Here is a 24,524-nt window from a genome sequence, read left to right on the forward strand (position 1 = left end):
CCCGCGCCCGCGGGGGCCGCCGCGCGCCCCCGCCCACGCGGGGGGCGACCGGGCGGTACCGGGTGCTCTCCCCCCCCCCGCCCCGCCGCGGGGGGGCCCCCCCGCGGGGGGGGCGGGGGCGCGGGGTGGGGTGGGGGTCCTGCTCCAGGGCGCCGGTAGGGGGCTGCCGGCCCTCGCCGGATTCACCCGAGGCGGCGGAGGCGGCGCGGGTGAGGAGGTCGTCGTGCGGCAGAGCGGCGCCGGCCCGCGGATCGTCCCGGGCCGGTCCGGTGGCGGCCATCGGATCGTCGTGCGGCAGACCGGACCCGGGCAGCGGGCCGCCGTGCTCCAGTGGGTCGTTCGCCATCGGTTCTCCTGGGGTTGGGCGGGTCCGGAAGAAGTCAGGCCGTCGCGGGTGCGGGGGCGAGGCGATTCAGGACGTCCAGGGCGAGGTTGCGGGCGAGGGGCACCTTGTAGGCGTTGTCGCGCAACGGCTCGGCGTGGTCCAGTTCCAGGGCCACGGCGCACTCGAAGGCCTCGGGGGTCGCCGCCGCGCCCAGCAGCGCCGTCTCCGCGTGGTGGGCTCGCCAGGGCCGGGGGGCGAGGCCGCCGAAGGCGAGCCCCACCTGGTCCACGACGCCGTCCGCGACCCGCAGGACGACGGCCACGGAGGCCAGGGCGAAGGCGTACGAGGCACGGTCGCGGGCCTTGCGGTAGGCGCAGGGCACACCGGCCCGGGCGGCTGGCAGCAGGACGCCGGTGATCAGCTCACCGGGGCGGATCTCGGTGTCCCGCTCCGGACGGACCCCAGGCAGCCGGTGGAAGTCGGCCACCGGGATGCTGCGCCCGCCCTCGGCGCCGTACAGCTCGACCCGGGCGTCGAGGGCCGCCAGGGCGACGGCCATGTCGGAGGGGTGGGTGGCGATGCAGTGCGGGGAGTGGCCCAGCACGGCGTGATCGCGGTGCACGCCGTCGCGGGCACCACAGCCGCTGCCCGGCTGCCGCTTGTTGCAGGGTTTGTCGAGGTCCTGGAAGTAGGGGCAGCGGGTGCGCTGGAGCAGGTTGCCGCCGGTCGTGGCGGCGTTGCGGAGCTGTCCGGAGGCGCCCGCGAGGAGCGCCTGGGACAGCACCGGGTAGCGGTCGCGGACCAGCGGGTGGGCGGCGAGATCGCTGTTGCGGACGGTGGCGCCTACGCGCAGCGCGCCGTCCGGCAGTTCCTCGACCGAGTCCAGCGCCAGCCGGCCGACGTCGATGAGGACGCCAGGGGTCTCCACGCCGAGTTTCATGAGGTCGACGAGGTTGGTGCCGCCGGCGAGGTAGTGGGCGCCAGGGTGGGCCGCGTAGGCCTCGACGGCCTCCTCGACGCCGGTGGGCCTGAGGTATCCGAAGCCTTTCACCCGATCACGTCCTCCACCGCCTCGACGATGCGCGGATAGGCGCCGCACCGGCACAGGTTGCCGCTGAGCCGCTCGCGGATCTCTGTCCCGTCCAGCGGCACGGGCCGGCCGGAGGGCTCCGCCGGGTCGGTGACGTGGGACGGGTGACCGGCAGCGGCCTCGGCGATCATGCCCACGGCGGAGCAGATCTGCCCGGGCGTGCAGTAGCCGCATTGGAAGGCGTCGCGTTCCAGGAAAGCCCGCTGGAGGGGGTGCGGTTCCTCGCCGTCGCCGCCGAGGCCCTCGATGGTGGTGACCTCGCTGCCGTCGAGGGTGACGGCGAGCAGCAGACAGCCGTTGACGCGGCGCCCGTCCACCAGGACGGTGCAGGCGCCGCACTGGCCGTGGTCGCAGCCCTTCTTGGACCCGGTGAGGCTCAGGTCCTCGCGGAGCAGGTCCAGCAGGACCCGCCGGTGGTCGACGAGCAGGGTATGGGGTTTGCCGTTGACCCGGAGGGTGATCTTCGAGTGCGGGTCGAGCGGCTTTTCGCTGGTCATGGCAAGAAGGGTCTTCCGGACGGGGTGGGGTGTCCGTGCGCACCGCGTATCCAGGCTGCGACGCCTCACGCGTCCCGGCCACTCCAGGGCACCCCGCGGCCTCCGTCGCCGGGCCGGTCGGCCGGTCGGCGCCGGGGGAAGGGCTCGGCCGTCGTCCAGCAGCGACGCGGCGGACTCCACCTCGTCCCCCAGCCCGATCTCCGTCTCCAGCGCCCGCCACATCGCCGCCGCGTCCAGGTCGGCGCCGTGCTCGGTGGCGAGGTTCAGGCGTCGGCCGTGACCCGGCCGGCTCGGCAGGTGATGATTGGGTCATGGCTCTGAGCTCCTCTCGTTTTCCGGTGCCGAACGCGTTCGAGCTGCTCCGCGAGCAGTACGCCAAGCGGCTGCCCGCGCGCCTTCGAGACCTGACGGGCCCCACCCATGGCTCGGTCGATCTGCCCCTGCACGTGGCCTGGTCAGGACGCCGCTCCTACGACGTGGAGCAATCGCGCTCGAGGATGAGCCTCTACCGCACCGTGCTGGCCGAGGGGCAGCGCCAGGACCTGGTTGCCTTCCTGAACCGGGATCTGCTGCTCGGGCAGTGGCCGGTGCTGCGCACCCTGATCAGCCGCTGCGGGATGCCTGGGAAGCCGCCTTTCCCGAGCTGGCTTTGCCGCGCGGAATATGCCAGCCGCGTGAATCTGACCGACCTGCATCGCCGGCTTCTTGCCGATGTGCTCGCGATCGGCACCCTGTACCCCTTGGTGATCACAGGCGGTTATGCCGTCCAGGCCCACGGCCTGGTAGACCGCCTCAGCCAGGACCTCGATGTAGCCACGGAGAATCCGGCCTCGATCGACGAGATCGTCGCCGTGGTCAGCGACGGCCTTGCCGCCCGCGGCCGGAGCATCCGCCGGATCGAGGCGGGCGCGCTCTCTCTCCGGTCAGGCTGTTGCCAGAGCGGGGTAGCAGCAAGTAGCTACGACGGCGACCCGGTGACGCCGGGTAAACCAGATGCCGAGCCACGCGGGCCCCGTTGGGGCACGACGTCGCTGGCCCCGGTCCCGGTCTCGGTCAGACGGGTGCCGGCTGGGACCGGTCGCCCGTGGGTTCCAGGCGGACGACGATGCCCTTGGAGGTGGGCTGGTTACTCATGTCGGCAACGCTGTCGAGCGGCACCAGGACGTTCGTCTCCGGGTAGTAGGCGGCGGCCGACCCCTTGGCCGCCGGGTAGGACACGACCTCGAAGTTCTCGGCCCGGCGCTCGGTGCCGTCCTCCCAGACGCTCACCAGGTCCACCCGGTTGCCCTGGGCGAGGCCGAGCGCAGACAGGTCGGCCGGGTTGACCAGGACGACGTGACGGCTGCCGTAGATGCCGCGGTAGCGGTCGTTGTTGGTGTACGGGACGGTGTTCCACTGGTCGTGCGAGCGCAGGGTCTGCAGCAGCAGGTGGCCCTCGGGGGCCAGGGGGACTACCGGCTCGTTACAGGTGAAGCGGGCCTTGCCGGTCTCGGTCCGGAACACGCCTTCGTTGACCGGGTTGGGTAGATGGAAGCCTCCCGGGCGGGTCACCCGGGCGTTGAAGTCGTGGAAGCCCGGCACGATCCGGGAGATGCTGTCGCGGATGGTGTTGTAGTCGCCCTCGAACCTCGCCCAGGGGATGTCCCCCGTGCCGTCGACGCTGAGTCGGGCGAGCCGGCACAGGATGGCGACCTCGCTGAGCAGCATGCGCGAGGCCGGTTCGATCCGTCCCCGGGAGGTGTGCACCTCGCTCATGGAGTTCTCGACGGTGACGAACTGCTCGCCGTCGGCCTGGACGTCACGCTCGGTGCGCCCCAGCGTCGGCAGGATCAGGGCGGTGTCGCCGCAGACGGTGTGCGAGCGGTTGAGCTTGGTGGAGATGTGGGCGGTCAGCCGGCACGTACGCATCGCCTTCTCGGTGACCTCGCTGTCGGGCGCTGCGCGCACGAAGTTCCCGGCCAGGGCGAGGAAGACCTTGACGCGGCCCTCCAGCATCGCCTTGATCGAGTTCACCGAGTCCAGGCCGTGCGGGCGCGGCGGGTCGAAGCCGAACTCCTCTCGCAGGGCGTCCAGGAAGCTGTCCGGCATCTGCTCCCAGATGCCCATGGTGCGGTCGCCCTGGACGTTGCTGTGGCCGCGCACCGGGCAGACGCCTGTGCCGGCACGTCCCAGGTTGCCACGCAGCATCAGGAAGTTGACGATCTCCCGGATGGTGGGCACGCCGTGCTTGTGCTGGGTGATGCCCATCGCCCAGCACACGACGACGCGTTCGCTGGCGAGGACCTCGTCGCGGACCTTCTCGATCTCCTGGCGGGTCAGTCCCGTCGCCGCGCGCACGTCGTCCCAGTCGACGGTGCGGGCGTGCCGGGCGAACTCCTCGAAGCCGGAGGTGTGGGCGTCGATGAAGTCGTGGTCCAGGACGGTGCCGGGGCGCGCGTCCTCCGCCTCCAGCACCAGCCGGTTCAGTGCCTGGAACAGGGCAAGGTCCCCGCCGGGCTTGATGTGCAGGAAGCGGTCGGCGATCTGGGTGCCCCGCCCCACGACCCCGCGCGGCTTCTGCGGGTTCTTGAAGCGCCGCAACCCCGCTTCCGGCAGGGGGTTGACCGCCACGATGCGGCCACCGTTGCGCTTGGCCTCCTCCAGGGCGGAGAGCTGGCGCGGGTGGTTGCTGCCGGGGTTCTGCCCCACCAGGAAGATCAGGTCCGCGTGGTGGAGGTCGTCCAGGCTCACGGTGCCCTTGCCGACGCCGAGGGTCTCGCTCAGGGCGAAGCCACTGGACTCGTGGCACATGTTGCTGCAGTCGGGCAGGTTGTTGGTGCCCAGGGCGCGGGCGAAGAGCTGGAAGACGAAGGCGGCTTCGTTGCTGGCCCGGCCGGAGGTGTAGAAGACCGCCTCGTCGGGCGAGTCCAAGCCTTTGAGTTCCTGCGCGAGGACGCCCAGGGCATCGTTCCAGCCGATGGGCTCGTAGTGGTCCGATCCGGGCCGTTTGATCATCGGCTCGGTGAGCCGGCCCTGCTGGTTGAGCCACATGTCGGAACGGGCGGCCAGGTCCGACACGCTGTGCTCGCGGAAGAAGTCGGCGGTGATCCGGCGCGTGGTGGCCTCGTCGTTGATGTGCTTGGCGCCGTTCTCGCAATACTCGTTGCGGTGGCGCCGGCCCGGGGCGGGGTCCGCCCACGCGCAGCCGGGGCAGTCGATCCCGCCCACCTGGTTCATGGTGAGCAGGTCGACCCCGGTCTTGCGCGGGGAGGTCTGCTCCAGGGAGTACTCCAGCGCGTGCACGACGGCGGGGACCCCGGCCGCCCACTTCTTCGGCGGTGTCACGGAGAGGGAGCTCTCCGGCTCCTTACCGGGCGGGTTCTGCATCGCTTGGCCTTTCTCTTGCCGTGTCGGGCGGGCAGGTCAGCCGACGGGCCACTGGGCGACACGGCTCCTGGGAGGTTCCGGGGTGTCGTGCTGGACACGGCCGTTGCGGATGGTGCCGCGCCATGCGCCGCCCTCCTGGCCGAGCCCTTCGATGAAGTGCTTGAAGCTGACAAGTTCTCCGCGCACCAGTCGAGCGGCCAGCTCCGTGACCCTGGGGGAACGGGTGAGGACCTTCACGGCGCCGTGCGGCCGCAGGAGCATCCGGACGGTGATCGCGGTGCCGCCGGACTCCGTGGGCTGGAACTCGACCTCGCCCTCATGGGTGGGATGCTGCTCCAAGCCCCGCCAAGCCAGGTAGGCGTCGGGGTCCTGTTCCACGATCTCGACCGGGAAACGGAGGCGCACAGGGCCGTAGCCGATGGTCCACGCGGTGACGGCGGGCCTGACCTGCTCGACGTCGCGCACCACGGCTGAGAAACGTGGGAACGTCTTGAACTGCGTCCATTGGTTGTAGGCCGTACGGACCGGCACCGCGACCTCGACCGTCTCCTCCACGTGCCGCTCGCGCAGCGGACGGCGGCGTGTGACGCCGTACCCGCCGGTGCGCCCGTCGTCCTCTTCATGCGCCATCATGGTCCTTCTTCCGGTGAGAAAGCCGGGCATCTGGACGGCCAGCCTCCCTTGTGGATCAGGGCACCACCTCCGGTTCCCCGATCCCGGGCTTCAAGTCATCCGACCGCACCCCCGACCCCTGTGCACGGGCCCGAAGGCGCGTCCACCGGGCTTCTCCCGGCGCCTGGCGGCCACCTCCAGCTTCACCCCTGGCCCCGGCCACCCGCCACTCACCGCACCCCGGCAGGCGGCCTCCCTCGATCCCGTTTCCCGAGATCCTCGCCACGCGAATGCGAGTCCGCGTCTACCGTGAGGTCAGGGCCCGCCTGGCAGCCCGCAGGAAGGTCCTCCGGTCCTGAGTAGTCCAGGCAGCGCCCCGTCCGTTCCCGCCAGCGTCCATGAGGCCAACGCAAAACAACGCCACCGCGTCACGCCCGAGCCTGTTCGGCGCCCCCTGCCCGACCGGTGCGCACCCCGCCGTGCTCCCCTTGCCGCATTACTCACACGTCGGCTCTTGCCCGGACTCAGGCGGAGTTGCGTTGGACGATGGCCCCATTCAGGACGGTGGCGAATGCGCACCACCCTGCGTAGGGGAGCAGCGCTCGGGCTCCTGATCGGTCGACCTCTGCCATCTGGCGGATAAGCACAACGTTGCTCATGTCGAGCAGGAGTGTGCCGACCAGGCCGGCCTTCGGGCTCTGCCGGCGGAAGAACAGCCAGTTCCACGCAGTGTTGAGAACCAGGTTCACTCCGAAGGAGGCCGCCAGTGCACGGCGGCGCCTGCCCCTGGCCTGTTGCAGAGCGTGCCCGCCCGCCCACGCGATAGAGGCGTACAACGGTGTCCACACCGCACTGAATGCCCACGGTGGAGGCTGGAATGCGGGTTTCTCCAAGCGTCGGTACCAGGCGCTGGAGGGGTCCACGGCCGCAGCTCCCGCTACCGCAGATACTGCCGCCGCGGTGATCCCGTAGGGCACCCAACTGGGCGGTGGAGCCTGCGCTTCACTCAGAAGCCTCATGACGTGAAGGGTCCCCGCCCGCAGCCACCTCACACCGATAGGCCGACACTTGTGATGGTTTGCTGCCTGTCGTTCACTTCGCAGCACAGTGCACGGACCCTGTTCCAGAAGTTGATGTCATCAGGTCTCCGTAAGTTGTTGGGCGGCCCGGGAGGGAACGAAGCTCCTGTGGAGCAGGGCAGGGAAAGCCGGTTCGCCCCTTGGGCGGAGCGGCGTTGTCAGTGGCGGCCGTTAGGTTGCTCGCGTGTATCTGCGGTACTCCTTCCGGCTCGAGCCGACGCCGGGTCAGCGCATCGCGCTGGCCCGTACGTTCGGCTGTGCCCGGGTGGTCTACAACGATGCGCTGGCCGCGAGGAAGGCCGCGTACCGGGCGGACAGGTCGCGGATCGCGACGGGTGTGCTGGCGAAGCGGGTGATCACTGAGGCGAAGAGGACGCCCGAGCGGGCTTGGCTCGCCGAGGTGTCGGTGGACGCCTTGCAGTCCTCTCTTCGTGATCTCGATACGGCGTACGCGAACTTCTTCGCGTCGGTGGCGGGGAAGCGGCCAGGGCGCCGTATGGGGCTTCCGGTGTTCAAGTCGAAGAAGGACAGCCGGCAGGCCGTCCGTTTCTCCAGGAACGGGTTCCGGCTGCGGGACAACGGGCGGTTGAACCTCGCGAAGATCGGGGACGTCCGGGTCCGCTGGTCGCGTTCGCTGCCTTCCGCTCCATCCTCGGTGACTGTGGTCAAGGACGCTTCGGGCCGGTACTTCGCGAGCTTCGTGGTGGACGTCGAGCCCGCAACGCTGCCGCCCGTGGATGCGGAGGCCGGTATCGACCTGGGGCTGATGTTTTACGCCGTTCTGTCCGACGGGCGGGTGATCGACAATCCCCGCTTCCTGCGGCGTGCCGAGCGTCGGCTGAGGAAGGCGCAGCAGGCGTTGAGCCGCAAGGCGAAGGGGTCGAGGAACCGGGCCAAGGCCCGGCTGAAGGTCGCCCGTGCGCACGCCCGGGTGGTCGATGCGCGCAGAAACTGGTGTCACCAGAACGCTTCGAGGCTGGTCCGCGACAACCAAGCGGTCTACCTCGAAGACCTGGCGGTCTCCGGCCTGGCCCGCACTCGCCTCGCCAAGTCTGTGCACGACGCCGCGTGGGGCATGTTCCGCCGCGTGCTGGAGGAGAAGGCGGCCCGCTACGGCCGGCACGTCGGCATCGTCTCCCGCTGGCTGCCCTCCTCGCAGACGTGCTCGGTGTGCTGGGTCGTGGACGGGACGAAGCCGCTGCACGTGCGTATCTGGCGGTGCGAAGGCTGCGGTACCGAACATGATCGTGACCTCAACGCGTCGCGAGTGATCCTCGCCGCCGGGCAGGCGGAGAGGCTAAACGCCCCCGGAGGGCCGGTCAGCCCTGGAGTGGAAACCCCACGCCAGGCACGGCCCGTTGAACGGGGAACCCACCCGAAGGCCCAGCCGGTCACCACCGGCAGCCAGGCGGGAATCCCCGTCCTTTAGAGCGGGGAGGATGTCAATACCGGTTCCGGCGGCATCATCCGGACGAGCGGCAGCGACGGCTGGTGAGGGGGTCGAGGCCCGGATTTTGGGTCGGGGCGGTATCCGGGCAGTCGCGCGGGACGACGCTCCGCAAGGGCGTGGACGAGGTGGAGGCAGGCGAGGAGTGGCTTGCTCGGCCGCGCATCTGTCGGATGATCCTTTCTGGGCGGGTATGACACCTTCGTGCGGCCGTTGTGGTGGAGCAGGGCGAGCCTGATGGCACGGTGTGCTGATTGGTCTGCTCCGCAACGACGGTACGGTGTGCGGCAGTCGATCGCTTGTTCCGCGATCAGTGACCCACGAGGGGTTCCATGAGGCACCGCCGCCCGCGTCGTCGTCAGCAAGTGATCGCCAGAGCGGTCAGCACGGCCAGTGCGATCGCAGTCGCCCTGGGCGCCGGGATGACGCCGGCGATGGCCGCCGGGACACCGCACGGCGGGGCCACGCTCAGCACGGCCACGCCCGACGCGGCTGCCCCCTGGGCGCCGGAGAACGATGAGGAGACGGGCCACTACAAGGCGCCCCTGAGCGCGAGCGTCTCGCCCAAGACCGCGGGCACGTCTCCGCTCAAGCTCACCATTCCCGCGCCGACCGGTCGCCACAGCGTGGGCATGGTCGGTCTGCACCTGGTCGACAACTCGCGCACGGACCCGTACGTGCCGGGCAGGAAGCGCGAGTTGATGGTCTCGCTCTTCTACCCGACCAACTCTCCCTCCGGGCACTACCAGGCGCCGTGGATGCCCTCGCTGTCCGGTGCCTCCTTCCTCGCCTCCCGCGGCCTGACGCCGCAGAAGGTGACGCTGCCCCCGACCGCGGGCCACGTCCTCGCCCCGGTGGACACCTCGCTCGGCAAGCTGCCCGTCCTGCTGTACTCGACCGGGCTGCACTCGGACCGTGCGATGGGTACCGCGCTCGTCCAGGACCTCGCCAGCCGCGGCTACCTCGTCGTCACTGTCGATCACACCCACGACGCCAACGAGGTGCAGTTCCCGGCGAACCGGGTCGAGCACAACGCCATGCCGGCGGGCTCGCACTCCTCCGACACGCTCAAGGTGCGCGCCGCCGACATCAAGTTCGTCATCGACAAGCTCAACACGCTCAGCACCGGCGGCAACCCCGACTACGGTCACGCCACGCTCCCCACTGGGCTGACCAAGCACGTAGACATGTCCCGTATCGGCATGTTCGGCTGGTCGCTGGGCGGCGCGGCGGTCGACACCGCCATGCAGCTCGACAAGCGTATCGCCGCCGGCGCCAACCTGGACGGACAGTTCTTCGGCACGGCGCCGAGCAAGGATCTGGACCGTCCCTTCATGCTGTTCAGTTCTGGCACCCACAACCGGAACACCGACAGCTCGTGGCGCACCCTGTGGTCGCACCTCAAGGGCTACCGGGTCGACATCCAGCTCCACGGTGCGGCGCACCTGTCGTTCAGTGACAACGAGTGGATGGTGCACCAGGAGGCAGGTCTGCTCGGGCTCTCTCAGAGCCAGCTTCAGCAGCAGTACGGAACGATCGACCCGAACCGCGCGATCGCGGTCCAGCGCACCTACCTCGCCGCCTTCTTCGAGCAGGAACTTCTCAAGAAGCACAACACCCTGCTCGACGGGCCCAGCACGAAGTACCCGGAGATTTCCTTCGTCCGTTGACCGAGCGCTCCAATGGCGGGCCCGTTGCCTGGGGCCCGCCCTTCGTGTGACATCTCGTTCGCGCGAAACGGTGCTGTCGTGTTGCCCAGGGTTGGGCTGACGCAAGGAGTTGGGGATCCCGACCGATTCGGTCCGCGAGGGGAGTCGCCGGGGCGTCCGGTCGCTCGTACGGGCTGATCGTCGAGCCCCGCCGGGCCGACCGTCCGCCAGCAACCCCGCTGTTCGGTGCTGTTGGCGATGTCTGGTTTGCTCGAGAGTGCCGCACCCGTTACGCCGTCGGCATCACCCTGTGGAGGCCTTTTCAGGGCCATCCCGGCGCAGGCGAACAGTTGCACGAGAAATCGACTTGATCGCCTGGGGTGCGGCTTCGGGGAGATCCTCGATTCACTCGCGCGCTTGTGTCGACGGATCCTCGGCGCGGGACATTAGAGTGGCAGTTCGACCTATCGAACTTTTGCGTTAGGCGCCCGTCGAGAGAGGATCGCTGTCCTGCCCACCGAGTCCCGGGTGCCGCGCCGACACCGAGTCCGCCGCCGCGCCGACATGCCGCTGCTGGGCGGTGTTCGCCCGCCGATCGTCCTGCTCCTGTTGCTGCTGCTCCTGGTCGCCGCCGTGACCGTCGGCGGCCTCGGTGCCGTCCACTCCGACCGTGTGCCGGCGGCTGTGCTCAACTCGGAGCAGCAGATCGCTTCGGACACCGCGCTGTCGGTGCGTACCGCGATCGATTCCGAGGCGAGCACCGTACGTCGTACGGCTGACGCCTACCCGGCGACGAGCGCGTCGACACCTACCGCCACGCTCAAGGCGCTGACCGCCGCCGGCAAGGCGGATCTCGGCAGTGCTCTCCTCGACGCGCACACCGGCAAACTGCTGGCGTCCGGTGGCGCTCCGGTGGCGCTGGCCGAGGCGGAGGCCGCCAGGAAGGCGTCGGAGCAGGGAACGATCGCGCCCCGGCTGGTGACCTCGGACGCGACGCGGGTGCTGTACTTCGCCAGGATCACGCTGCCCGCCCAGCAGGTGGACGCCGACCAGGATCAGAACCAGGTCCCGACCGGGGCCGAGCGGCAGTGGCTGCTGGTGGTCTCCGAGGCGCTCCCCACCGTCACGACGTTCGGCGACGGGCGCATCGCGAAGGTGCTGAACGCCAACGGCAAGGCGCTCGTCACCACGTCCCGCGGCGCGACGTCACCGACCGCGGCCGACAGCGGTCTGCCCGCGTCGGCGTCCCGCGCGGTGAGCGCGTCGGGGCGCGACACCGACACCTCCGGAAGCCTGGTGGGGGCGGCCACGAGTTCCCGGCCCACGGTGGCGGGCTGGGCCCAGGTCGCCTCGGCGACCGGGCCGGGTGACACCGACGACCTCGGCCTGGTGGTGCTCACCTCCCGGGCCGTGCCCGCCACGATCGCCGCCACCGACTACTCGGGCATCGCGATCGAGGCCGCCGCGGCACTCGCCGTCATCGCGGTGCTGCTCGGGCTGGCGCTGAACTTCCTCGTGCAGCGACCGCTGTTGCGGCTGTACCTGTCCGCCGGCCGCCTGGCCCGCGGCGCGACGGAGGACGGTTCGGCCGAGGAGGCCGAGCTGGGCCGGCCCGTCCCGGTTCACGGCATCGGAGAACTCGCCCGGATCGGAAGGGCGCTGGAGTCGCTGCGCCAGCAACTGCTGGGGGAGAGCGGCCCGCAGGAGTTCCCGGCCGGCCGCGGACCCGGCTACCGGGCGCTGGCCGCGTTCAGTCTGGTGCTGGTGGCCTGCTGGGCACTGCCGATGATCTTCGTACTGAACCGGGCGGACGCGGGCTCGGTTCCGGCGCCGGTCATCGCCAACCAGCAGGCGCGCGCCGAGCTCGCCGCGAACCGTGTCCGGCAGTCGCTCGACCAGTCGTACGTCGAGCTGAACGACGTGGCCGCTAGCCTGCCGGGCAAGAGCCGGGCCGCCCAGACCGGGGAGCTGCGACACGCCCTGTCCAAGCACGGGCAGTACCGTTCCCTCTACCTTCTGGACCGCTCCGGCGCCATCACCCTGCGGGTCGGGGACACCCCGCTGCGCACCCTCGTTCACGTGCCGCGCGGCGGCGGGGTCACCACCGTCAACACCTCGGGCCGGATACCCGCTATCGCCTCCTACGCGCAGGTGCGGCCGGTCAAGGGCCAGGCGGCGGCGGACGGAGTGGTCCTCTTCGGCGAGATCGATGTGACGACGCTCAACTCCACCCTCGCCAGGCCCAACCTGGGCACCGTCTGGGTGACAGACGCCGACTGCAAGGTGCTGGCGGCGAGCGAGGGCTACCGCGCCTTCCAGGACCTGCCCGAGGCCGGCCTGACCCGCCTCGCCCGCGCCGCCCAGAGTGCCCCCGGCACCGTGGGCACCGCCACCTCGAAGGTGCTCTCCACGTCCACCGGCCCCTCGGTCGACGCCGCCGCGCCGCTGGCGCAGAACGGCCCGACGGCCCACCTCGGCTGGCGCGTGGTGACCGCGGAGCCCGCGGCGGCGCTCCGGCTCCCGGCGACACAGGCCCAGCAGCGCACGATGCTCGTCGGAATCCTGGCTCTCGCGTTCGGTGCGGCCTGCCTGGGCTGGCTGCACGTCGTGGTGATCCGGCCGCTGCGAGCGGTCGCCGCGCTCATCGAGAAGCTCGCGGGCGGTGACCGCCGTACCGTGCTGCACCCGGTGAACCACGACGAGATCGGCTCGGTCACCCGCAGCCTGGAGCTGATACGCCAGGCCCTCGCGGACCGCAGTCGGGCAGCCAGAGCCGAACAGGTCGACGCCCCCTTCGGGTTGTGGCGCGAGAACACACTGCAGTGGTAGGAGTAAGGATTCAGCGTGCTTTTCCTCTATGTCATCGTCCTGCTGTGCTGCGCCGCGCTGTGGATCGCCGGAATCGTGGAGCAGCGGCGGCACTTCGACTCGCTGAACCAGATACCGACGCGGGTCCTGGTCAACGGGATCCGCGGCAAGAGTTCGATCACCCGGCTGTGCGCGGGCGCGCTGCGCGGCGGCGGCCTGATCACGGTGGCCAAGACCACCGGTACGGCGGCCCGGTTCATCCACCCGGATGCCACCGAGGAGCCGATCTACCGCAAGTTCGGGCTGTCCAACATCGTCGAGCAGATCGGCATCGTACGGCGGGCGGCGACCTACCGGCCGCACGCGCTGGTAATCGAGTGCATGGCGGTGATGCCCGCGCTGCAGGAGATCAACCAGGAGAAGCTGATCCGCTCCACCATCGGCGTCCTGTGCAACGTCCGTGAGGACCATCTGGAGGAGATGGGGCCGACGTTGGACGACGTGGCCCGCTCGCTCTCCCGCTCGATGCCGGTCGGCGGAGTGTGCGTGACGGCGGAGAAGGACCGTCTGCACATTCTCCAGGAGGAGGCCGACAAGCGGAACTGCCGTCTGGTCTCGGTCGATCCGGAGTCGGTGAGCGACGCCGAACTGCGCGGCTTCAGCTGGTTCACCTTCAAGGAGAACGTGGCGATCGCGCTCGCAGTCGCCGAACTGCTCGGTGTGGAGCGGCAGACGGCGTTGCAGGGCATGTGGGACGCACCCCCCGACCCGGGTGTGCTGTCCGTGGAGCGCTACATCACGCCCGAGGGCAAGCGGCTCCGCTTCGCCAACATCTTCGCCGCCAACGACCCCGAGTCGACGCTGATGAACGTCAAGCAGCTGCAGGACCTGGGCGCGATCCGGCAGCCGCTCAACGTCATCATCAACTGCCGCCCGGACCGGGTGGAGCGCAATGGCCAGATGGGCACGATCATCCCCGACCTCGCCCCGGAGACCGTCTTCCTGATCGGCCACCCGACCAAGAGCGCCCGCGACGCCATTCCGGCCGGCTTCACCGGACGGGTGGTGGATCTCGGCGGGGACCGCCGCGACCCCGAGGAGCTGACCGCGGCGATCCTTGCGGAACTCGGCCCCGCCTCCTCACTGGTCGCGATCGGCAACATCCACGGTCAGGGCGAGCTGTTCCTGGAATGCCTCGCCGAACTGCCGCTGGACGAGTCCGAGGACGAGCTCGCCTCCGTGCCCGCGGGCGACGGCCTGGACCAGGAGACCATGCAGATCGCCATTCCCCGCCAGCAGATGGCACTGTCCCGGCCTCCCACCCCCGAGCCGTACAGCTGGGTGGCACCGCTGGAGACACCGACATACACACTCCACATCCCTGGGCAGCGCGAACTCGCCCGCCGGTTCGCCGCCCGCAACGACCGGCCCGACGCCGAGCGAACAGAAGACGACCAGCACCACTCCTACGATCCGCACCAGTCCCCGAGGAACCGTTAGTGATCCCCGCCAATCTCACCGCACAGACCGCCGCGCTCGGGATCGCCCTCGGGCTGGTCTTCTCGCTCATCTGTTACCTGACCACCAACCTCTCGCCCGGGGGAATGATCACCCCGGGCTGGATCGCCCTCACGCTCATCACCGACGTCAAGCTGGCGGCGCTCATGGTCGGAGTCTCGGCGCTGACCTACTTCATGACCAGGCTGCTCCAGCGCACAGTGATCCTCTACGGCAAGCGGCTGTTCGCCGCCGTGGTCCTGTGCGCGGTGCTCATGCAGACCACGGTGATGCTCGCCCTCAGCCACGAGTACCCGCTGCTCTACACGTCCCAGACGCTCGGCTTCATTGTCCCGGGACTTGTCTCCTACCAGATGGTCCGCCAGCCGCTGGGGGCCACGCTCATCTCGACCACGGCGGTGACGCTGGCCACCTACGTGGTCCTGGTCGTCGGACTGCTGCTCGGCGCCCTGCCCACCATCTGACCTGACCACCCCCGCACCCCACACCCTCAAGGAGTACCGGCCATGCACTCTGAACCCGTCGGCAGGCGCAACCGCCCGACCCGCCGTGCCGTGCTCGGGACGGTCGCGGGTGTGGCGACCGCAGGGGTGGCGGGCGGTTACGTCTGGAACCGCCACCGCAAGGACAGTGACGACGCAGGCGGCGACAGCGGCGCGAGCAGCCGGCCCGGGAGCCGCAGCTACGAGCGGCTGTCCGACCCCGGCCGCACCGTCGTCCGCGGCGCCGACGGCGACACGCTCGCCACCTTCACCGACGGTGCCCGCACCGCCGTACTTGCCGGGCCCAGCCGCACCTTTGGCGAGCCGCGGACCACCGACGCCACCGTGACCACCAACGCCTGGGTGCGGGTCCTGCCGCACGCCTGGCAGGAGGGCATGGAGAAGTCCGCCTGGTTCAAGGCATGGTTCACCAAGACGCTCACCGATAAAGGACCGGACGTCTTCGCGGCCGCGTTCCAGTACAGCAGCGCCGGCGCCCCCGACAAGCACAACAGTGCCGGCGTGCGCTACGCGGGCACCGCCCACTTCGGCCCGCGCAACCAGGCGGTCGACAGCCCCCTGGACTTCGCCTACCACGACGAGCAGTCCGACTTCTACGACTACCTGGGCATCCCCTGGACCTTCTCGGACGGCACGCGCGCGCAGCCCGAGCAAGCCCGCTACGGCGACGTCGACTGCTCCGGCTTTCAGCGCCTGGTGTGGGGCTACCGCATGGGCCTGCCCCTGCACAACACCAACACCAAGGGCGCCGGCCTGCCGCGCAGGGCCTTCGCCATCGCTGCCTACGGACCCGGCCGCATGGTGATCCCGCACACCAACACCCAGCCCACCGAACTCGACGTTCTGCAGCCCGGGGACCTGGTCTTCTTCGCCATCATCAAGAACCGGCCGAACTTCATCGACCACTGCGGCATGTACATGGGCCTTGACGACCAGGGCCGGCACCGCTTCTACTCCAGTCGCTCCGCCGCCAACGGCCCGACCCTGGGCGACCTGTCCGGCCACTCGCTGCTGGACGGCACCGACTTCTACGCCCGCGGGTTCAGGGCGGCCCGCCGCCTGTGAACACACCGCCCCACCAGCCCGCTGATCCAAGGACCACTGCCATGGCCACCATCCCCGCCGCCCCGCCCACCAGCGCGCGCCGAAGCCGACGGGCGAAGCCCTCTCGCGTCGGCCGACCGGAAGCCCTCCAGAGCTGGGAGCGCGGCGCGCTCGCCGCTGTGCTGGTCACAGCCGTGGGGCTGTACTCCTGGGGCATCGGGCACGCCGCCCTCCACCCCTTCTACGGCGCGGCGATACGCTCGATGGCCGGTAGCTGGCGCGCCTTCTTCTACGGCGGGCTCGACACCAGCGGTTCGATCACCATCGACAAGCTCCCCGGCGCGTTCTGGCCCGAGGCCGTCTTTGTCTGGCTCTTCGGCCCGCACACCTGGGCGGCCGCGCTGCCCCAGGTCGTCGAGGGTGTGCTCACGGTGTGGCTGCTGCACCGGATCGTACGGGCCTGGGCCGGGCCGCTCGCGGCACTGACCGCCGCTCTGGTCCTCACGCTCACCCCGGTCACCGTGGTCCTCACCCGGGCCACCATCCCGGACACCGCGCTCACTCTGCTGCTGGTGACGGCCGCCGGAGCGCTGCAGAAAGCCGTGCGCACCGAGCGGCTGCTGCCGCTGATCACCTGCGGGGTCTGGGTCGGGCTCGCCTTCCAGGCCAAGATGCTGCAGGCGTGGCTGGTGCTTCCGGTCTTCGCCCTGGTCTATCAACTGGTGTCGCCCGGAACGCCGTTGAACCGGGCCCTGCGGTCGCTGGCGGCCGGCGCGGTCGCCCTGGCGGTCTCCTGCTCCTGGGTGCTGCTCGCCTGGGCCACACCGGCCGCCGACCGCCCCTACCTCGACGGAACGTCCAACAACAGCGCGTTCGCCATGGTCTTCGGCTACAACGGCCTGAGCCGCTTCAGCAGTGATCCCACGGCATTCGGTGCCGTCGCGGGAACCGCCGCCAGCCGCACGCACGGCAACACCGGCCTGACCATGCTGATCAACCACAATGTCGGTCCCCAGGTCGCCTGGTTCCTGCCGCTCGCCATCGCCGCCGCCGTCCTGGGCATTCTCTGGCGCTCCGGTCAGCCGCGGACCGATCCGCTGCGCGCCGGATTCGTGCTCTGGGGCGGCTGGTTGGCCGTGCACGCGCTGGTGTTCAGCGTGTCCAACGGCAACCACGCCTACTACACCGCCGTCATCGCCCCGGCACTCGCCGCGCTGGCCGGCGGCGGCCTCAAGCTCTTCCGTTCGGAGTACGAGGCGGGTGGTCAGCGGCGTGTGGCGCTGCCGGCCGCCATCGCGCTGACGACGCTGTGGGCTCTGGTGCTCGACTGGCCCACCCGCTTCTTGCCATGGCTGCTGCCGATCGCCGCGATGCTCGCGCTTTGCGGCGCGGCCGGCCTGTGGATCCGCGGGCCCCGCACCTCCCCACGAATGGTCCACAGCGCCCTCGCCGCCGGAATCGCGGCCATGCTGGTCGTCCCGGCCGGCTGGTCCTTCGCCTGCCTCGACCCGATGTACGCGGGCGCCTCCACCTCACCCACGGCCGGCCCGGTCGGCCTCGGGTACGAAGCCGCCCTCCGCAATCACCGCCCCGTGCCCAGGGTGGGGCTCAACAAGCCGGGCGCCCGTGACACCGCCATCCTCCGGTACGTCACCGCACACCGACACGGCGAGAAGTACCTGCTCGCCACCCAGGCCGCCTACGCCGCCGAGCCTCTGCTCCGCGCGAAGTCCGAGCCCACGCTCATCATGGGCGGCTTCACCGGCCTCACCCCCTACCCGAGCACCCGGCAACTCGGCACGCTCGTCACCACCCACCAACTGCGCTATGCACTGCTCACCACAAAGCGCCCCACCACTGTGGCCACCACCTGGGTGAAGTCCCACTGCACCCAGGTCCGGCCCACCGCGTACGGTCGTCCTACCGGCGGAACCCTCTCCCTCTACGACTGCAACCCGAAGCGGTGAAGGGATGGGTCTTTAAGGTCCTGGTCAGTGGCTGTGCCTGGCGGGCGCCCTGCCGCCCTGCTTCGGCATATCGAAGTCAACCGCCCATCGCCGCTTCCTGATCTGGTCGAGAGCCGGCGTCTGGGGCCGCCTGCATGAGGCCGTGCTGCACCTGCCGGCCCACCCGCTCCACCAGCCGCGTATCGACCAGAGCCGCCCCCACGGCCACGACCTCCGCGATCACCACCGCGTCCCGCAGCAGCAGCCGCCACTGCGCCTGCCCCCAGCCCGGCACACCCCCGCACCGCCGCCGCGTCGCCGCGGCCACACCCTCCAGCCGCGGCCCCCACACGGTCTCCCGCTCCCAGAGCTCCTCTCGCTCCCACCCCCCGCACACCACCGCCCGCGCCAGTGCGAACACCTCACCGGGCGCCGTTGCTCATGCCAGCTCTCCAGGACGGGGCAGCGGTCGGCGACCGCGGGCGGGCATGACGCGCGCATCGGGCAGCAGGCCGTGAGCGAGGCAGGCCGACGAGAAGCGGGTGCGGCCCGGCCCTGCCAGAGCGCGGACTGGGGCCGGGCCACGGCTGAGAACCCTAGAGAGGGCAGCGGCATCCAGAGTCCTCAGTGTTCGCGCATCAGGTCCACTCCCATATACGCGACCTCTGGGCCAACGACTTCCCGCCCGCCCGGACACGGCGCTTCACGCGGTGAAGACCGCCCCGGGAGCGGCTGCTGGACGAAGGCGGCGGTGCAGCCCGTCTCTCAGCGTCGCGTACCGGTTCAACGTTTCTGGCATACCAGCACAGGCTTAAACCACACCTCACGTGCAGGTCACGTGCATCCCGCCCTCGGTCAGGACTTCGAGTACCAGGGCGACCAGCTCGTACTGCTTGCCCTCCGGTGCCAGGAGGCGGGACAGGTGCTCGCGCGCGGTCGCGGCGTTGCGCCAGAGCAGGGTCGCGGGGGCGGTGTAGCCGAAGTTGCCGCGCAGACAGTCCACAAGGGCGTCCAGGCAGCCGCCGAAGTAGCCGCCCGGTCCGTTGACGGCTTCGCCGAGTGCCAGGTAGAGGCTTGGTTCGTCGGTGATGTGGCGGCCGTCCAGCTCGTACGCGTGTCCGGCGGGCCGGTCCTGGTGCCTGATCCGGCAGCCCCGCTCCAGGACGAGGTCGAGCCATGCCCCGCGCTGTCGGGTCTCGAGTTCGACCCAGGCGCCAGGGGTGTCCGGCGGCCCGGCAAACCAGCTTTCCCAGACGGGCCGGGCATGTCCCGGTACGGGTGCGAGGTCTGTGTCGAGTTCCAGATCAATGAGGTCCGTCCCTCGGGAGGACGGGCGCCACGTGCGGACTTTGGGCCGCAGCAACCGGTCGGTGAGCGGCTCGCCCCTGTCGTCCCGTATCTCCAGTTGGGCCTCCTCCAGATCCAGCGCGCGACGGGTGCCCGTCGTCAGCGCCTGCCGTAGCTGATCCCCCGGGGCGAGTCCGAGCAGGACGAGCGGGGGCGGTGTGTCCTCGGGCGGCAGGACGCGGGCGAACTCCCGGCAGGAGCCCAGCCACCGGTACCCGTCGTGCAGCCGCACCGGAGCCCTGTGCCCCTCGGGCGGCCCCTCGTAGTCGTCCATACCCGTGAGCACGAGGCCGTCCGTCCCCGGGTACTGTCCAAGGCTCTCCGCGTCCTCCAGCAGCCAGGCATCGAGTGTCCTGTCCTCCGGCACCAGCCACACCCGGCTGCCGACCCAGCCGCGCACCTCGGCTCCGTCAGGAACCCAGCCGAACAGTTCGTACGTCCCACGCCGGGGTTCCCTGAACAGTCCCTCCACGGCGGCGCAGACGCCCCAGACATGGCCGCTTTCCGTGTCCGCCAGCGTGTACCGTCCCTGCCCGCGATGTCCCCTGTCCACATGCACGGTGGGAATCATGCCCAGACCAGATGCAGCCCGGGAAGCCCTTTCCTGACCGGTCAGGGTGACTCGGGGCTCAGCACTCCGTCTGGCGAACGACGCCGACCAGGGACTGCCTCTTGGATTTGTCCGTGAGATCGTCGTGCCTGTGACCGAGTTCTGGGTGATCGATGACGACAGCCCTGTCCCTGTGTCGTCCGAGGTGGTGCTGGAGGTCCTTCGGTCGAGGATCGACAGCGGGCAGTTCGAGACGTGGCTGACCAGTTCGTCCGGACGATCGCTGGCCTTCGTGACGAACAAAGAGCGCGCCATGGTGATGCTTCTCGAAGAAGAGGGTGATCCCGGCGAGCATGCCGTGGACCCCGGCGCCGAGGGGTCGAGCGGCGGGTTCGTCCTCTCGAACGGGCAGGGCGACGAGTACCTGGATGGGGACACCGTCCCCATGGGTGAGGCGTTCAGGCTCGTGGAGCACATCGTTGAGACGAACTCTTGGCCTGCGGAGGCGCGTTGGGTGGGCGATCGCTGACCGCTGCATTCACCGTCGTCGGTGACTGACGTCTGGACAGGCGACAAACCGCTGGCGCCGATCCGTCACTCGCCGAAGTCGAAGGAAGCGATGACACGGGCCGGAGCGCGGAGGGTGGTTCCGGCGGGGGTGCGTTCGATCAGGATGTTGGCATCTGTGTCGGGATTCTTGCCGTGATAGCTCCAGACGGGTCCCTTGAGAGCTGGCCCGCACAGTCCATCGAGCATCTCGTGACCGCCCTCACTCCACGCATATGCGCTGCCATAGTTTTCGTCGAACAGGGGCTTGCCCTCTGGGACGAGTCCTGCGCGGTGCAGATAGTCCGGCATCTGGTTGCTCAGGAAGGAGACCTCGGCGGAGCCATCCTGCGTGATGTAGTGGACATCGACGGCGTCGGCGGGGATCGGCACGCCTCCGAGCGAGATCTTCTCCGCCAGCATCGAGTCGCTGCCCTCACAGGCCCGAGTGTCCCCGAATGGGTGGAACAACTCGTCCTGAAACGACCAGAGCAGTCCTCCTGCCACCACGCCGAGGAAGGCGAGGCCGACAAGTACGACCGCCGTGCTCGACAGTCTCCGTCGTCCTATGGAGTGCTCCCGATCCGCGTCACCCATGCCCTCCGGATCTGAGGTTTCGTTCATCTCGCCCGAAACGACGCTCTCGCCGCCCGTTTCTGCATTACCCATGAAAGCCTACTCAGACGTACCGGCACGTGATCATCGGCAGCATAAGGGGCTCCAACAGCGCGAATTCCTGGCACTCCCAGGTAACTTCAGCAGTGACCCGGGGGTTCTTTGTTGTCCAGACCAGTGGGCGGGGCGCGCACCACATCGGCACCATAAGGACCGGCTAGCTGCCGGTGGGCCACCTCGGCCGCCTCCACACCGGGCGTGCTCGCGAAGACGTGCCGGGCGTACTCCGCGCTCTGAAGCATGGCCGGCAGGACAACGCACTGGAACGACCGAACGAACCGGGCCTCGCACACCGCCAGGTCGACGACGACACCGCGGAAGCACTCAAACCCGCGAGGGTCTGGTCTGCGCCCACGGACGGAGCCGACTCGACTTCAGCGAGAGCCACCCGCAACTCCGCGACAACAGCGGCATCCAGGCCGAGAGCTCCGGACAGGCGGTCGAGGACGTCACGGCTGGGAACCATCCGCCCGTTCTCCACCTTGGACACCGTCGGCTGACCCCCCAGCTCAGAAAGCACGCTGACCTACGCGAGCACAAACCCCAAGCATGGGGGCGCCATCCGATTCATTCGGATCAACCGAGCCCCTACCAGCCCATGTTCTTGGCGACCTCCGCTTGCGCAGCAGAGACCTCCTGAGCCGTGCACGCCGTGACATCGACGTCAGCCGCCCACTCAAAACGGCTCAGAAGATCCGCCAACGCCTGCTTCTGCGCAGGGTGCGTGATCGGCACCGTGTCCAGATCGGTGCTCATCAACCAGTCGAACAGCACGACGGCATCCGCGTGCCACAGACGGACATTCACCGTAGGCACAGATTCCCATGAGTCATTGGCTTCCACAGAGATCATCGTGCCAGGTCAGCGCTCTACCCTGGCCGGCCAACCTGCGGTAGCACCCGATCCCGGAGAGGCTCCACTGGCACGACGTGATTCAAATTTTCTCTACTGGTTCAAGTGCCCGCGCGAGCGCGGGCTGGCCCCTGGGGCCCGACCCCTCTGCGCCTTCGGCGCCGGGGCCGGGCCCTGGGGCCGCAGCAAGCTACGGCCCATGAGTAGAGACCCGGACACGGAATCCGCCGGTCAGAACGTGCCTCCGGCGGGGGCGCTCAGGCTCCGAGATGGCGGGGGCGCCGTTCTCGTGTGCCGGCCGAGTGTGGCGTGTGCGGGGTGCTCCCATCCCGCCTGCCATCGACCCAGGCAGAGCCGAGCAGACGCGGCCCCTGGCGTCCAGGTCGTTCGTACAGTGGCGCGCTCCACCTGGACGCCAGGAACCACGCCCGCTCCACGGAGTGTGGGTCGACGGCAGACGGGATGGGAGCTGGGGCGAGTGGTGGGTCAAGGAGGTATGTACCGTCTCCCCAGACGATCACAGGGGAGGGATCAAGTGTCGACTGATCTCCAGTTCAGTTGGAGTCTGACCGGATCTGGTTGGGCAACGTACCGAATCGCCGATGGCGAGTCGGAGCAGAAGTGCAGTCCGAGCTACTGCACGAATGCTCTTGCTGATCTACTTGTTGGCGTTGCAGGGCTGTACGGACCTGGTGCTACTCGGCGGTTCTCGTTCGACATGGAGCCCTCAGAAGTGAGGTGGGTCCTCAACAGTCACGGGACAGCCGTCGAGATGGGTATCTACCTCTTCCCGGACATGTTCAAGAGCTTCAACCTGCCGGACGATGACGGTGAGTTCTTGTGGCGCTCAGTCCAGTCGCGCAGCACTATCGGTCACGTGGTCATGGAAGCCGCGCAAGGCGTCCTTGAGCTGCACGGCGAGGACGGGTACCTGAAGAAGTGGGTGCAGCATCCCTTTCCCGTCGCCGAGCTACGAGAGCTCCGTCGCCTGCACCTGGAGCGGGACGCTTGCGATCTCCCGCACGAGTTGTCGCCCCCGGAGTAAGAGGTCGTCTCAACTGGCTTGAAAACTAGGCTGACCGTCATGATGGCCATGGTGGAGCGGCTGGTGCCGGACGCGTTGTGGGAGTTGTTCCAGCGGGTAGTTCCGGCGGCACCGGTGCGACCGCAAGGGGGAGGGCGGCCTCGTTACGGAGACCGGCAGGTGTTGGCTGCCATCGTGTTCGTGGCCAAGACCGGTTGCACGTGGCGGCAGCTGCCGCCGGGTTTTGGGCCGTCCGGATCGACCGCGCACCGCCGTTTCACCGAGTGGAGCAGAGCTCGCGTCTGGGGCAAGCTGCACCGCCTGGTCCTGGACGAGCTCGGCGCACGTGGCGGACTGGACTGGTCGCGGTGCGCGATCGACTCGGTGAACATGCGTGCCCTCAAAGGGGGGACCTGACAGGTCCGAATCCCGTAGATCGCGGTAAGAAGGGATCAAAGATCCACTTGATCACCGAGCGGACCGGTCTGCCCCGCTCTATCGGTATCTCGGCTGCGAACACTCATGACAGCCAAGGGCTGGAGTCCTTGGTGCAGGGCATCCCGCCCATCCGGTCCCGCCGCGGGCCACGCCGCCGTCGACCGGCCAAGCTGCACGGCGACAAGGGCTACGACTTCGACCGAGTACGCGCATGGCTCCGTTCCCGCAACATCACACCGCGCATCGCGCGCCGGGGCGTCGAGTCCTCCCAGCGCCTTGGTCGGCACCGCTGGACCGTGGAGCGCACCGTGGCATGGCTGTCCGGTTGCCGCCGCCTGCACCGTCGCTACGAGCGCAAGGCCGACCATTTCCTGGCATTCGCCGGTATCGCCGCGGCCCTGATCTGCTTTCGCAGGCTGACAGCCTGATCGGTGAGGCCTTCGAGCTGCGATGATCCTGCTGCGAGCACGACACATAAGCGAGGAGCGCCATGACCGACTACCTGCCCGCAGTCATGGCAATGCTCGGCCCGGCCCAGAACCAATACGCGGACCCCGCCGCCTGGGACCGCCTCCACGCAGAACTCGGCATCCGGCTACCGACCGACTACCAGGCCCTCGTAAACGCATACGCCCCCATCCAGCTCAACAGCCACCTGTACCTGCGCCACCCCGCGACCGAACGCTGGAATCTGGGCCAGGACATACGGGACACGGCCCGTGCTTGGTCCGCGATCTCCTGGGACGACCTTGACCCGGACGAGGACCCTCGCCTGCTGTTCGGACTCACGGAGTTGAGCTTCGGTACGCGCAACGGACTGTGGCCGATCGCCAGCACCGATCGAGGTGAAACGCTATTCCTTGTGGCTGCGGACGACACAGCCCCTTGGATCCTGGTCGAAGACGGTGAAGGTGGCTGGGCACGGTACGACATGAGCTTCGCCGAATGGCTCTACCGCTACCTCGTCGGCGAAGACATGGCCGGCCCGAACACTTCAGCCTTCTATCCCGGCCCGGTGAAACTGTGTCGCCTTCCGATGACCGCCGACGAACGGCCAGAGCCCTGGAGCGGGCCTGAGCGCGGCATGTAACCCCGCCTGCCACGACAGTCACAGACACTCATCACGTCACCTTGAAAGCCAAACGGGACGACCACTTACGAGCTGGTGCGTGATAGCGGGTGAGGTGTCGTGCCAGGCAGGTGGCATG

20 protein-coding genes and 4 pseudogenes are annotated in these 24,524 nt (G+C 69.3%); 14 read left to right on the forward strand and 10 right to left on the reverse strand.

Annotated elements, in window-relative coordinates; genetic code table 11:
- The 3 genes and pseudogenes from ACFXGX_RS19040 to ACFXGX_RS19050 all read right to left on the reverse strand — a co-directional run.
- A pseudogene (locus tag ACFXGX_RS19040) lies at positions 1–346 on the reverse strand (hypothetical protein); the annotation flags it as partial.
- Between the two features lie 34 nt (positions 347–380).
- On the reverse strand, positions 381–1,376 hold the full coding sequence (locus ACFXGX_RS19045) for an FAD binding domain-containing protein (RefSeq protein ID WP_384792203.1): 996 nt from the start codon (positions 1,374–1,376) through the stop codon (positions 381–383).
- Positions 1,373–1,912 carry a 2Fe-2S iron-sulfur cluster-binding protein gene (locus ACFXGX_RS19050; protein ID WP_355846153.1) on the reverse strand — a complete coding sequence of 180 codons (540 nt, stop codon included), beginning with the start codon at positions 1,910–1,912 and terminating at the stop codon, positions 1,373–1,375. The genes ACFXGX_RS19045 and ACFXGX_RS19050 overlap by 4 nt, the downstream gene beginning before the upstream one ends.
- Before the next feature lie 311 nt (positions 1,913–2,223).
- On the opposite strand from ACFXGX_RS19050, the pseudogene ACFXGX_RS19055 reads away from it, so the two are divergent.
- Both ACFXGX_RS19055 and ACFXGX_RS19060 read left to right on the forward strand, forming a co-directional pair.
- Positions 2,224–2,561: pseudogene (locus ACFXGX_RS19055) on the forward strand (hypothetical protein); the annotation flags it as partial.
- Positions 2,562–2,586: 25 nt separating this feature from the next.
- Positions 2,587–2,835: pseudogene (locus tag ACFXGX_RS19060) on the forward strand (hypothetical protein); the annotation flags it as partial.
- Positions 2,836–2,965: 130 nt separating this feature from the next.
- On the opposite strand, the gene ACFXGX_RS19065 reads toward ACFXGX_RS19060, so the two are convergent.
- The 3 genes from ACFXGX_RS19065 to ACFXGX_RS19075 all read right to left on the reverse strand — a co-directional run bounded on the left by ACFXGX_RS19065 (position 2,966) and on the right by ACFXGX_RS19075 (position 6,909).
- Complete coding sequence (locus tag ACFXGX_RS19065) at positions 2,966–5,278, reverse strand: FdhF/YdeP family oxidoreductase (RefSeq protein WP_384792207.1); 2,313 nt, start codon at positions 5,276–5,278, stop codon at positions 2,966–2,968.
- Between the two features lie 36 nt (positions 5,279–5,314).
- Positions 5,315–5,911 (reverse strand): SRPBCC family protein, encoded by a 597-nt coding sequence (locus ACFXGX_RS19070; RefSeq protein ID WP_384792210.1) that lies wholly within the window; start codon positions 5,909–5,911, stop codon positions 5,315–5,317.
- Positions 5,912–6,414: 503 nt separating this feature from the next.
- Complete coding sequence (locus ACFXGX_RS19075) at positions 6,415–6,909, reverse strand: TspO/MBR family protein (protein WP_384792213.1); 495 nt, start codon at positions 6,907–6,909, stop codon at positions 6,415–6,417.
- A gap of 244 nt (positions 6,910–7,153) precedes the next feature.
- Between ACFXGX_RS19075 and ACFXGX_RS19080 the strand changes: the two genes are divergently transcribed.
- The 8 genes and pseudogenes from ACFXGX_RS19080 to ACFXGX_RS19115 all read left to right on the forward strand — a co-directional run.
- The gene (locus tag ACFXGX_RS19080) at positions 7,154–8,398 is read left to right on the forward strand and encodes an RNA-guided endonuclease InsQ/TnpB family protein (protein WP_384792216.1); all 1,245 of its coding nucleotides are present in this window, start codon (positions 7,154–7,156) and stop codon (positions 8,396–8,398) included.
- A gap of 383 nt (positions 8,399–8,781) precedes the next feature.
- Positions 8,782–10,086, forward strand: a complete 1,305-nt coding sequence (locus ACFXGX_RS19085; protein ID WP_384792219.1) for an alpha/beta hydrolase family protein — start codon at positions 8,782–8,784, stop codon at positions 10,084–10,086.
- 507 nt (positions 10,087–10,593) lie between these two features.
- Positions 10,594–12,894: a HAMP domain-containing protein gene (locus ACFXGX_RS19090; protein ID WP_384792222.1), complete on the forward strand. Its 2,301-nt coding sequence runs from the start codon at positions 10,594–10,596 to the stop codon at positions 12,892–12,894.
- A gap of 15 nt (positions 12,895–12,909) precedes the next feature.
- Positions 12,910–14,373 carry a poly-gamma-glutamate synthase PgsB gene (gene pgsB, locus ACFXGX_RS19095; protein WP_384792225.1) on the forward strand — a complete coding sequence of 488 codons (1,464 nt, stop codon included), beginning with the start codon at positions 12,910–12,912 and terminating at the stop codon, positions 14,371–14,373.
- Positions 14,373–14,855, forward strand: coding sequence for a poly-gamma-glutamate biosynthesis protein PgsC/CapC (locus ACFXGX_RS19100; RefSeq protein WP_382796865.1), 483 nt, complete (start codon positions 14,373–14,375; stop codon positions 14,853–14,855). The genes pgsB and ACFXGX_RS19100 overlap by 1 nt, the downstream gene beginning before the upstream one ends.
- 42 nt (positions 14,856–14,897) lie before the next feature.
- Positions 14,898–15,959, forward strand: coding sequence for an NlpC/P60 family protein (locus ACFXGX_RS19105; protein ID WP_384792228.1), 1,062 nt, complete (start codon positions 14,898–14,900; stop codon positions 15,957–15,959).
- Between the two features lie 41 nt (positions 15,960–16,000).
- The gene (locus tag ACFXGX_RS19110) at positions 16,001–17,905 is read left to right on the forward strand and encodes an ArnT family glycosyltransferase (RefSeq protein ID WP_384792232.1); all 1,905 of its coding nucleotides are present in this window, start codon (positions 16,001–16,003) and stop codon (positions 17,903–17,905) included.
- A gap of 8 nt (positions 17,906–17,913) precedes the next feature.
- Positions 17,914–18,056, forward strand: a pseudogene (locus tag ACFXGX_RS19115) (transposase); the annotation flags it as partial.
- Positions 18,057–18,707: 651 nt separating this feature from the next.
- Here ACFXGX_RS19115 and ACFXGX_RS19120 read toward each other — a convergent pair.
- Positions 18,708–19,802, reverse strand: coding sequence for a barstar family protein (locus ACFXGX_RS19120; protein WP_384792235.1), 1,095 nt, complete (start codon positions 19,800–19,802; stop codon positions 18,708–18,710).
- A 130-nt stretch (positions 19,803–19,932) separates the two neighbouring features.
- Between ACFXGX_RS19120 and ACFXGX_RS19125 the strand changes: the two genes are divergently transcribed.
- A complete protein-coding gene (locus ACFXGX_RS19125) occupies positions 19,933–20,310 on the forward strand; it encodes a hypothetical protein (protein ID WP_384792238.1) in 378 nt (125 codons plus the stop codon).
- A gap of 65 nt (positions 20,311–20,375) precedes the next feature.
- Here the strand turns inward: ACFXGX_RS19125 and ACFXGX_RS19130 are convergent, their stop codons facing one another.
- The 3 genes from ACFXGX_RS19130 to ACFXGX_RS19140 all read right to left on the reverse strand — a co-directional run bounded on the left by ACFXGX_RS19130 (position 20,376) and on the right by ACFXGX_RS19140 (position 21,845).
- Positions 20,376–20,996, reverse strand: coding sequence for a hypothetical protein (locus tag ACFXGX_RS19130; RefSeq protein ID WP_384792241.1), 621 nt, complete (start codon positions 20,994–20,996; stop codon positions 20,376–20,378).
- An 86-nt stretch (positions 20,997–21,082) separates the two neighbouring features.
- Positions 21,083–21,244: a hypothetical protein gene (locus tag ACFXGX_RS19135; RefSeq protein ID WP_384792244.1), complete on the reverse strand. Its 162-nt coding sequence runs from the start codon at positions 21,242–21,244 to the stop codon at positions 21,083–21,085.
- 346 nt (positions 21,245–21,590) lie between these two features.
- A complete protein-coding gene (locus tag ACFXGX_RS19140) occupies positions 21,591–21,845 on the reverse strand; it encodes a hypothetical protein (RefSeq protein WP_384792247.1) in 255 nt (84 codons plus the stop codon).
- 781 nt (positions 21,846–22,626) lie between these two features.
- Between ACFXGX_RS19140 and ACFXGX_RS19145 the strand changes: the two genes are divergently transcribed.
- From ACFXGX_RS19145 to ACFXGX_RS19155, 3 genes are all read left to right on the forward strand, one after another.
- Positions 22,627–22,899 carry a hypothetical protein gene (locus tag ACFXGX_RS19145; protein WP_384792250.1) on the forward strand — a complete coding sequence of 91 codons (273 nt, stop codon included), beginning with the start codon at positions 22,627–22,629 and terminating at the stop codon, positions 22,897–22,899.
- A 48-nt stretch (positions 22,900–22,947) separates the two neighbouring features.
- Positions 22,948–23,744, forward strand: a protein-coding gene (locus ACFXGX_RS19150; RefSeq protein ID WP_384792356.1) for an IS5 family transposase whose coding sequence is annotated in 2 segments (ribosomal slippage) — positions 22,948–23,283 and positions 23,286–23,744 — 795 coding nt in all. Because the reading frame shifts where the segments join, the coding sequence is not laid out codon by codon here.
- A gap of 62 nt (positions 23,745–23,806) precedes the next feature.
- Positions 23,807–24,406, forward strand: coding sequence for an SMI1/KNR4 family protein (locus tag ACFXGX_RS19155; protein WP_384792253.1), 600 nt, complete (start codon positions 23,807–23,809; stop codon positions 24,404–24,406).
- Positions 24,407–24,524: the final 118 nt, after the last annotated feature.

Origin of the sequence: Streptomyces sp. NPDC059371 (assembly GCF_042751995.1) — a bacterium.
GTDB lineage: Bacteria > Actinomycetota > Actinomycetes > Streptomycetales > Streptomycetaceae > Streptomyces.

What these genes read in the sequence shown, in the direction of transcription:
- ACFXGX_RS19050 (WP_355846153.1), bottom strand. Translation starts at nt 1,912, where the DNA reads ATGACCAGCGAAAAGCCGCTCGACCCGCACTCGAAGATCACCCTCCGG.
- ACFXGX_RS19065 (WP_384792207.1), bottom strand. Translation starts at nt 5,278, where the DNA reads ATGCAGAACCCGCCCGGTAAGGAGCCGGAGAGCTCCCTCTCCGTGACA.
- ACFXGX_RS19070 (WP_384792210.1), bottom strand. Translation starts at nt 5,911, where the DNA reads ATGATGGCGCATGAAGAGGACGACGGGCGCACCGGCGGGTACGGCGTC.
- ACFXGX_RS19075 (WP_384792213.1), bottom strand. Translation starts at nt 6,909, where the DNA reads ATGAGGCTTCTGAGTGAAGCGCAGGCTCCACCGCCCAGTTGGGTGCCC.
- ACFXGX_RS19105 (WP_384792228.1), top strand. Translation starts at nt 14,898, where the DNA reads ATGCACTCTGAACCCGTCGGCAGGCGCAACCGCCCGACCCGCCGTGCC.
- ACFXGX_RS19110 (WP_384792232.1), top strand. Translation starts at nt 16,001, where the DNA reads ATGGCCACCATCCCCGCCGCCCCGCCCACCAGCGCGCGCCGAAGCCGA.
- ACFXGX_RS19120 (WP_384792235.1), bottom strand. Translation starts at nt 19,802, where the DNA reads ATGATTCCCACCGTGCATGTGGACAGGGGACATCGCGGGCAGGGACGG.
- ACFXGX_RS19130 (WP_384792241.1), bottom strand. Translation starts at nt 20,996, where the DNA reads ATGGGTAATGCAGAAACGGGCGGCGAGAGCGTCGTTTCGGGCGAGATG.
- ACFXGX_RS19135 (WP_384792244.1), bottom strand. Translation starts at nt 21,244, where the DNA reads ATGCTTCAGAGCGCGGAGTACGCCCGGCACGTCTTCGCGAGCACGCCC.
- ACFXGX_RS19145 (WP_384792250.1), top strand. Translation starts at nt 22,627, where the DNA reads ATGGGTATCTACCTCTTCCCGGACATGTTCAAGAGCTTCAACCTGCCG.
- ACFXGX_RS19155 (WP_384792253.1), top strand. Translation starts at nt 23,807, where the DNA reads ATGACCGACTACCTGCCCGCAGTCATGGCAATGCTCGGCCCGGCCCAG.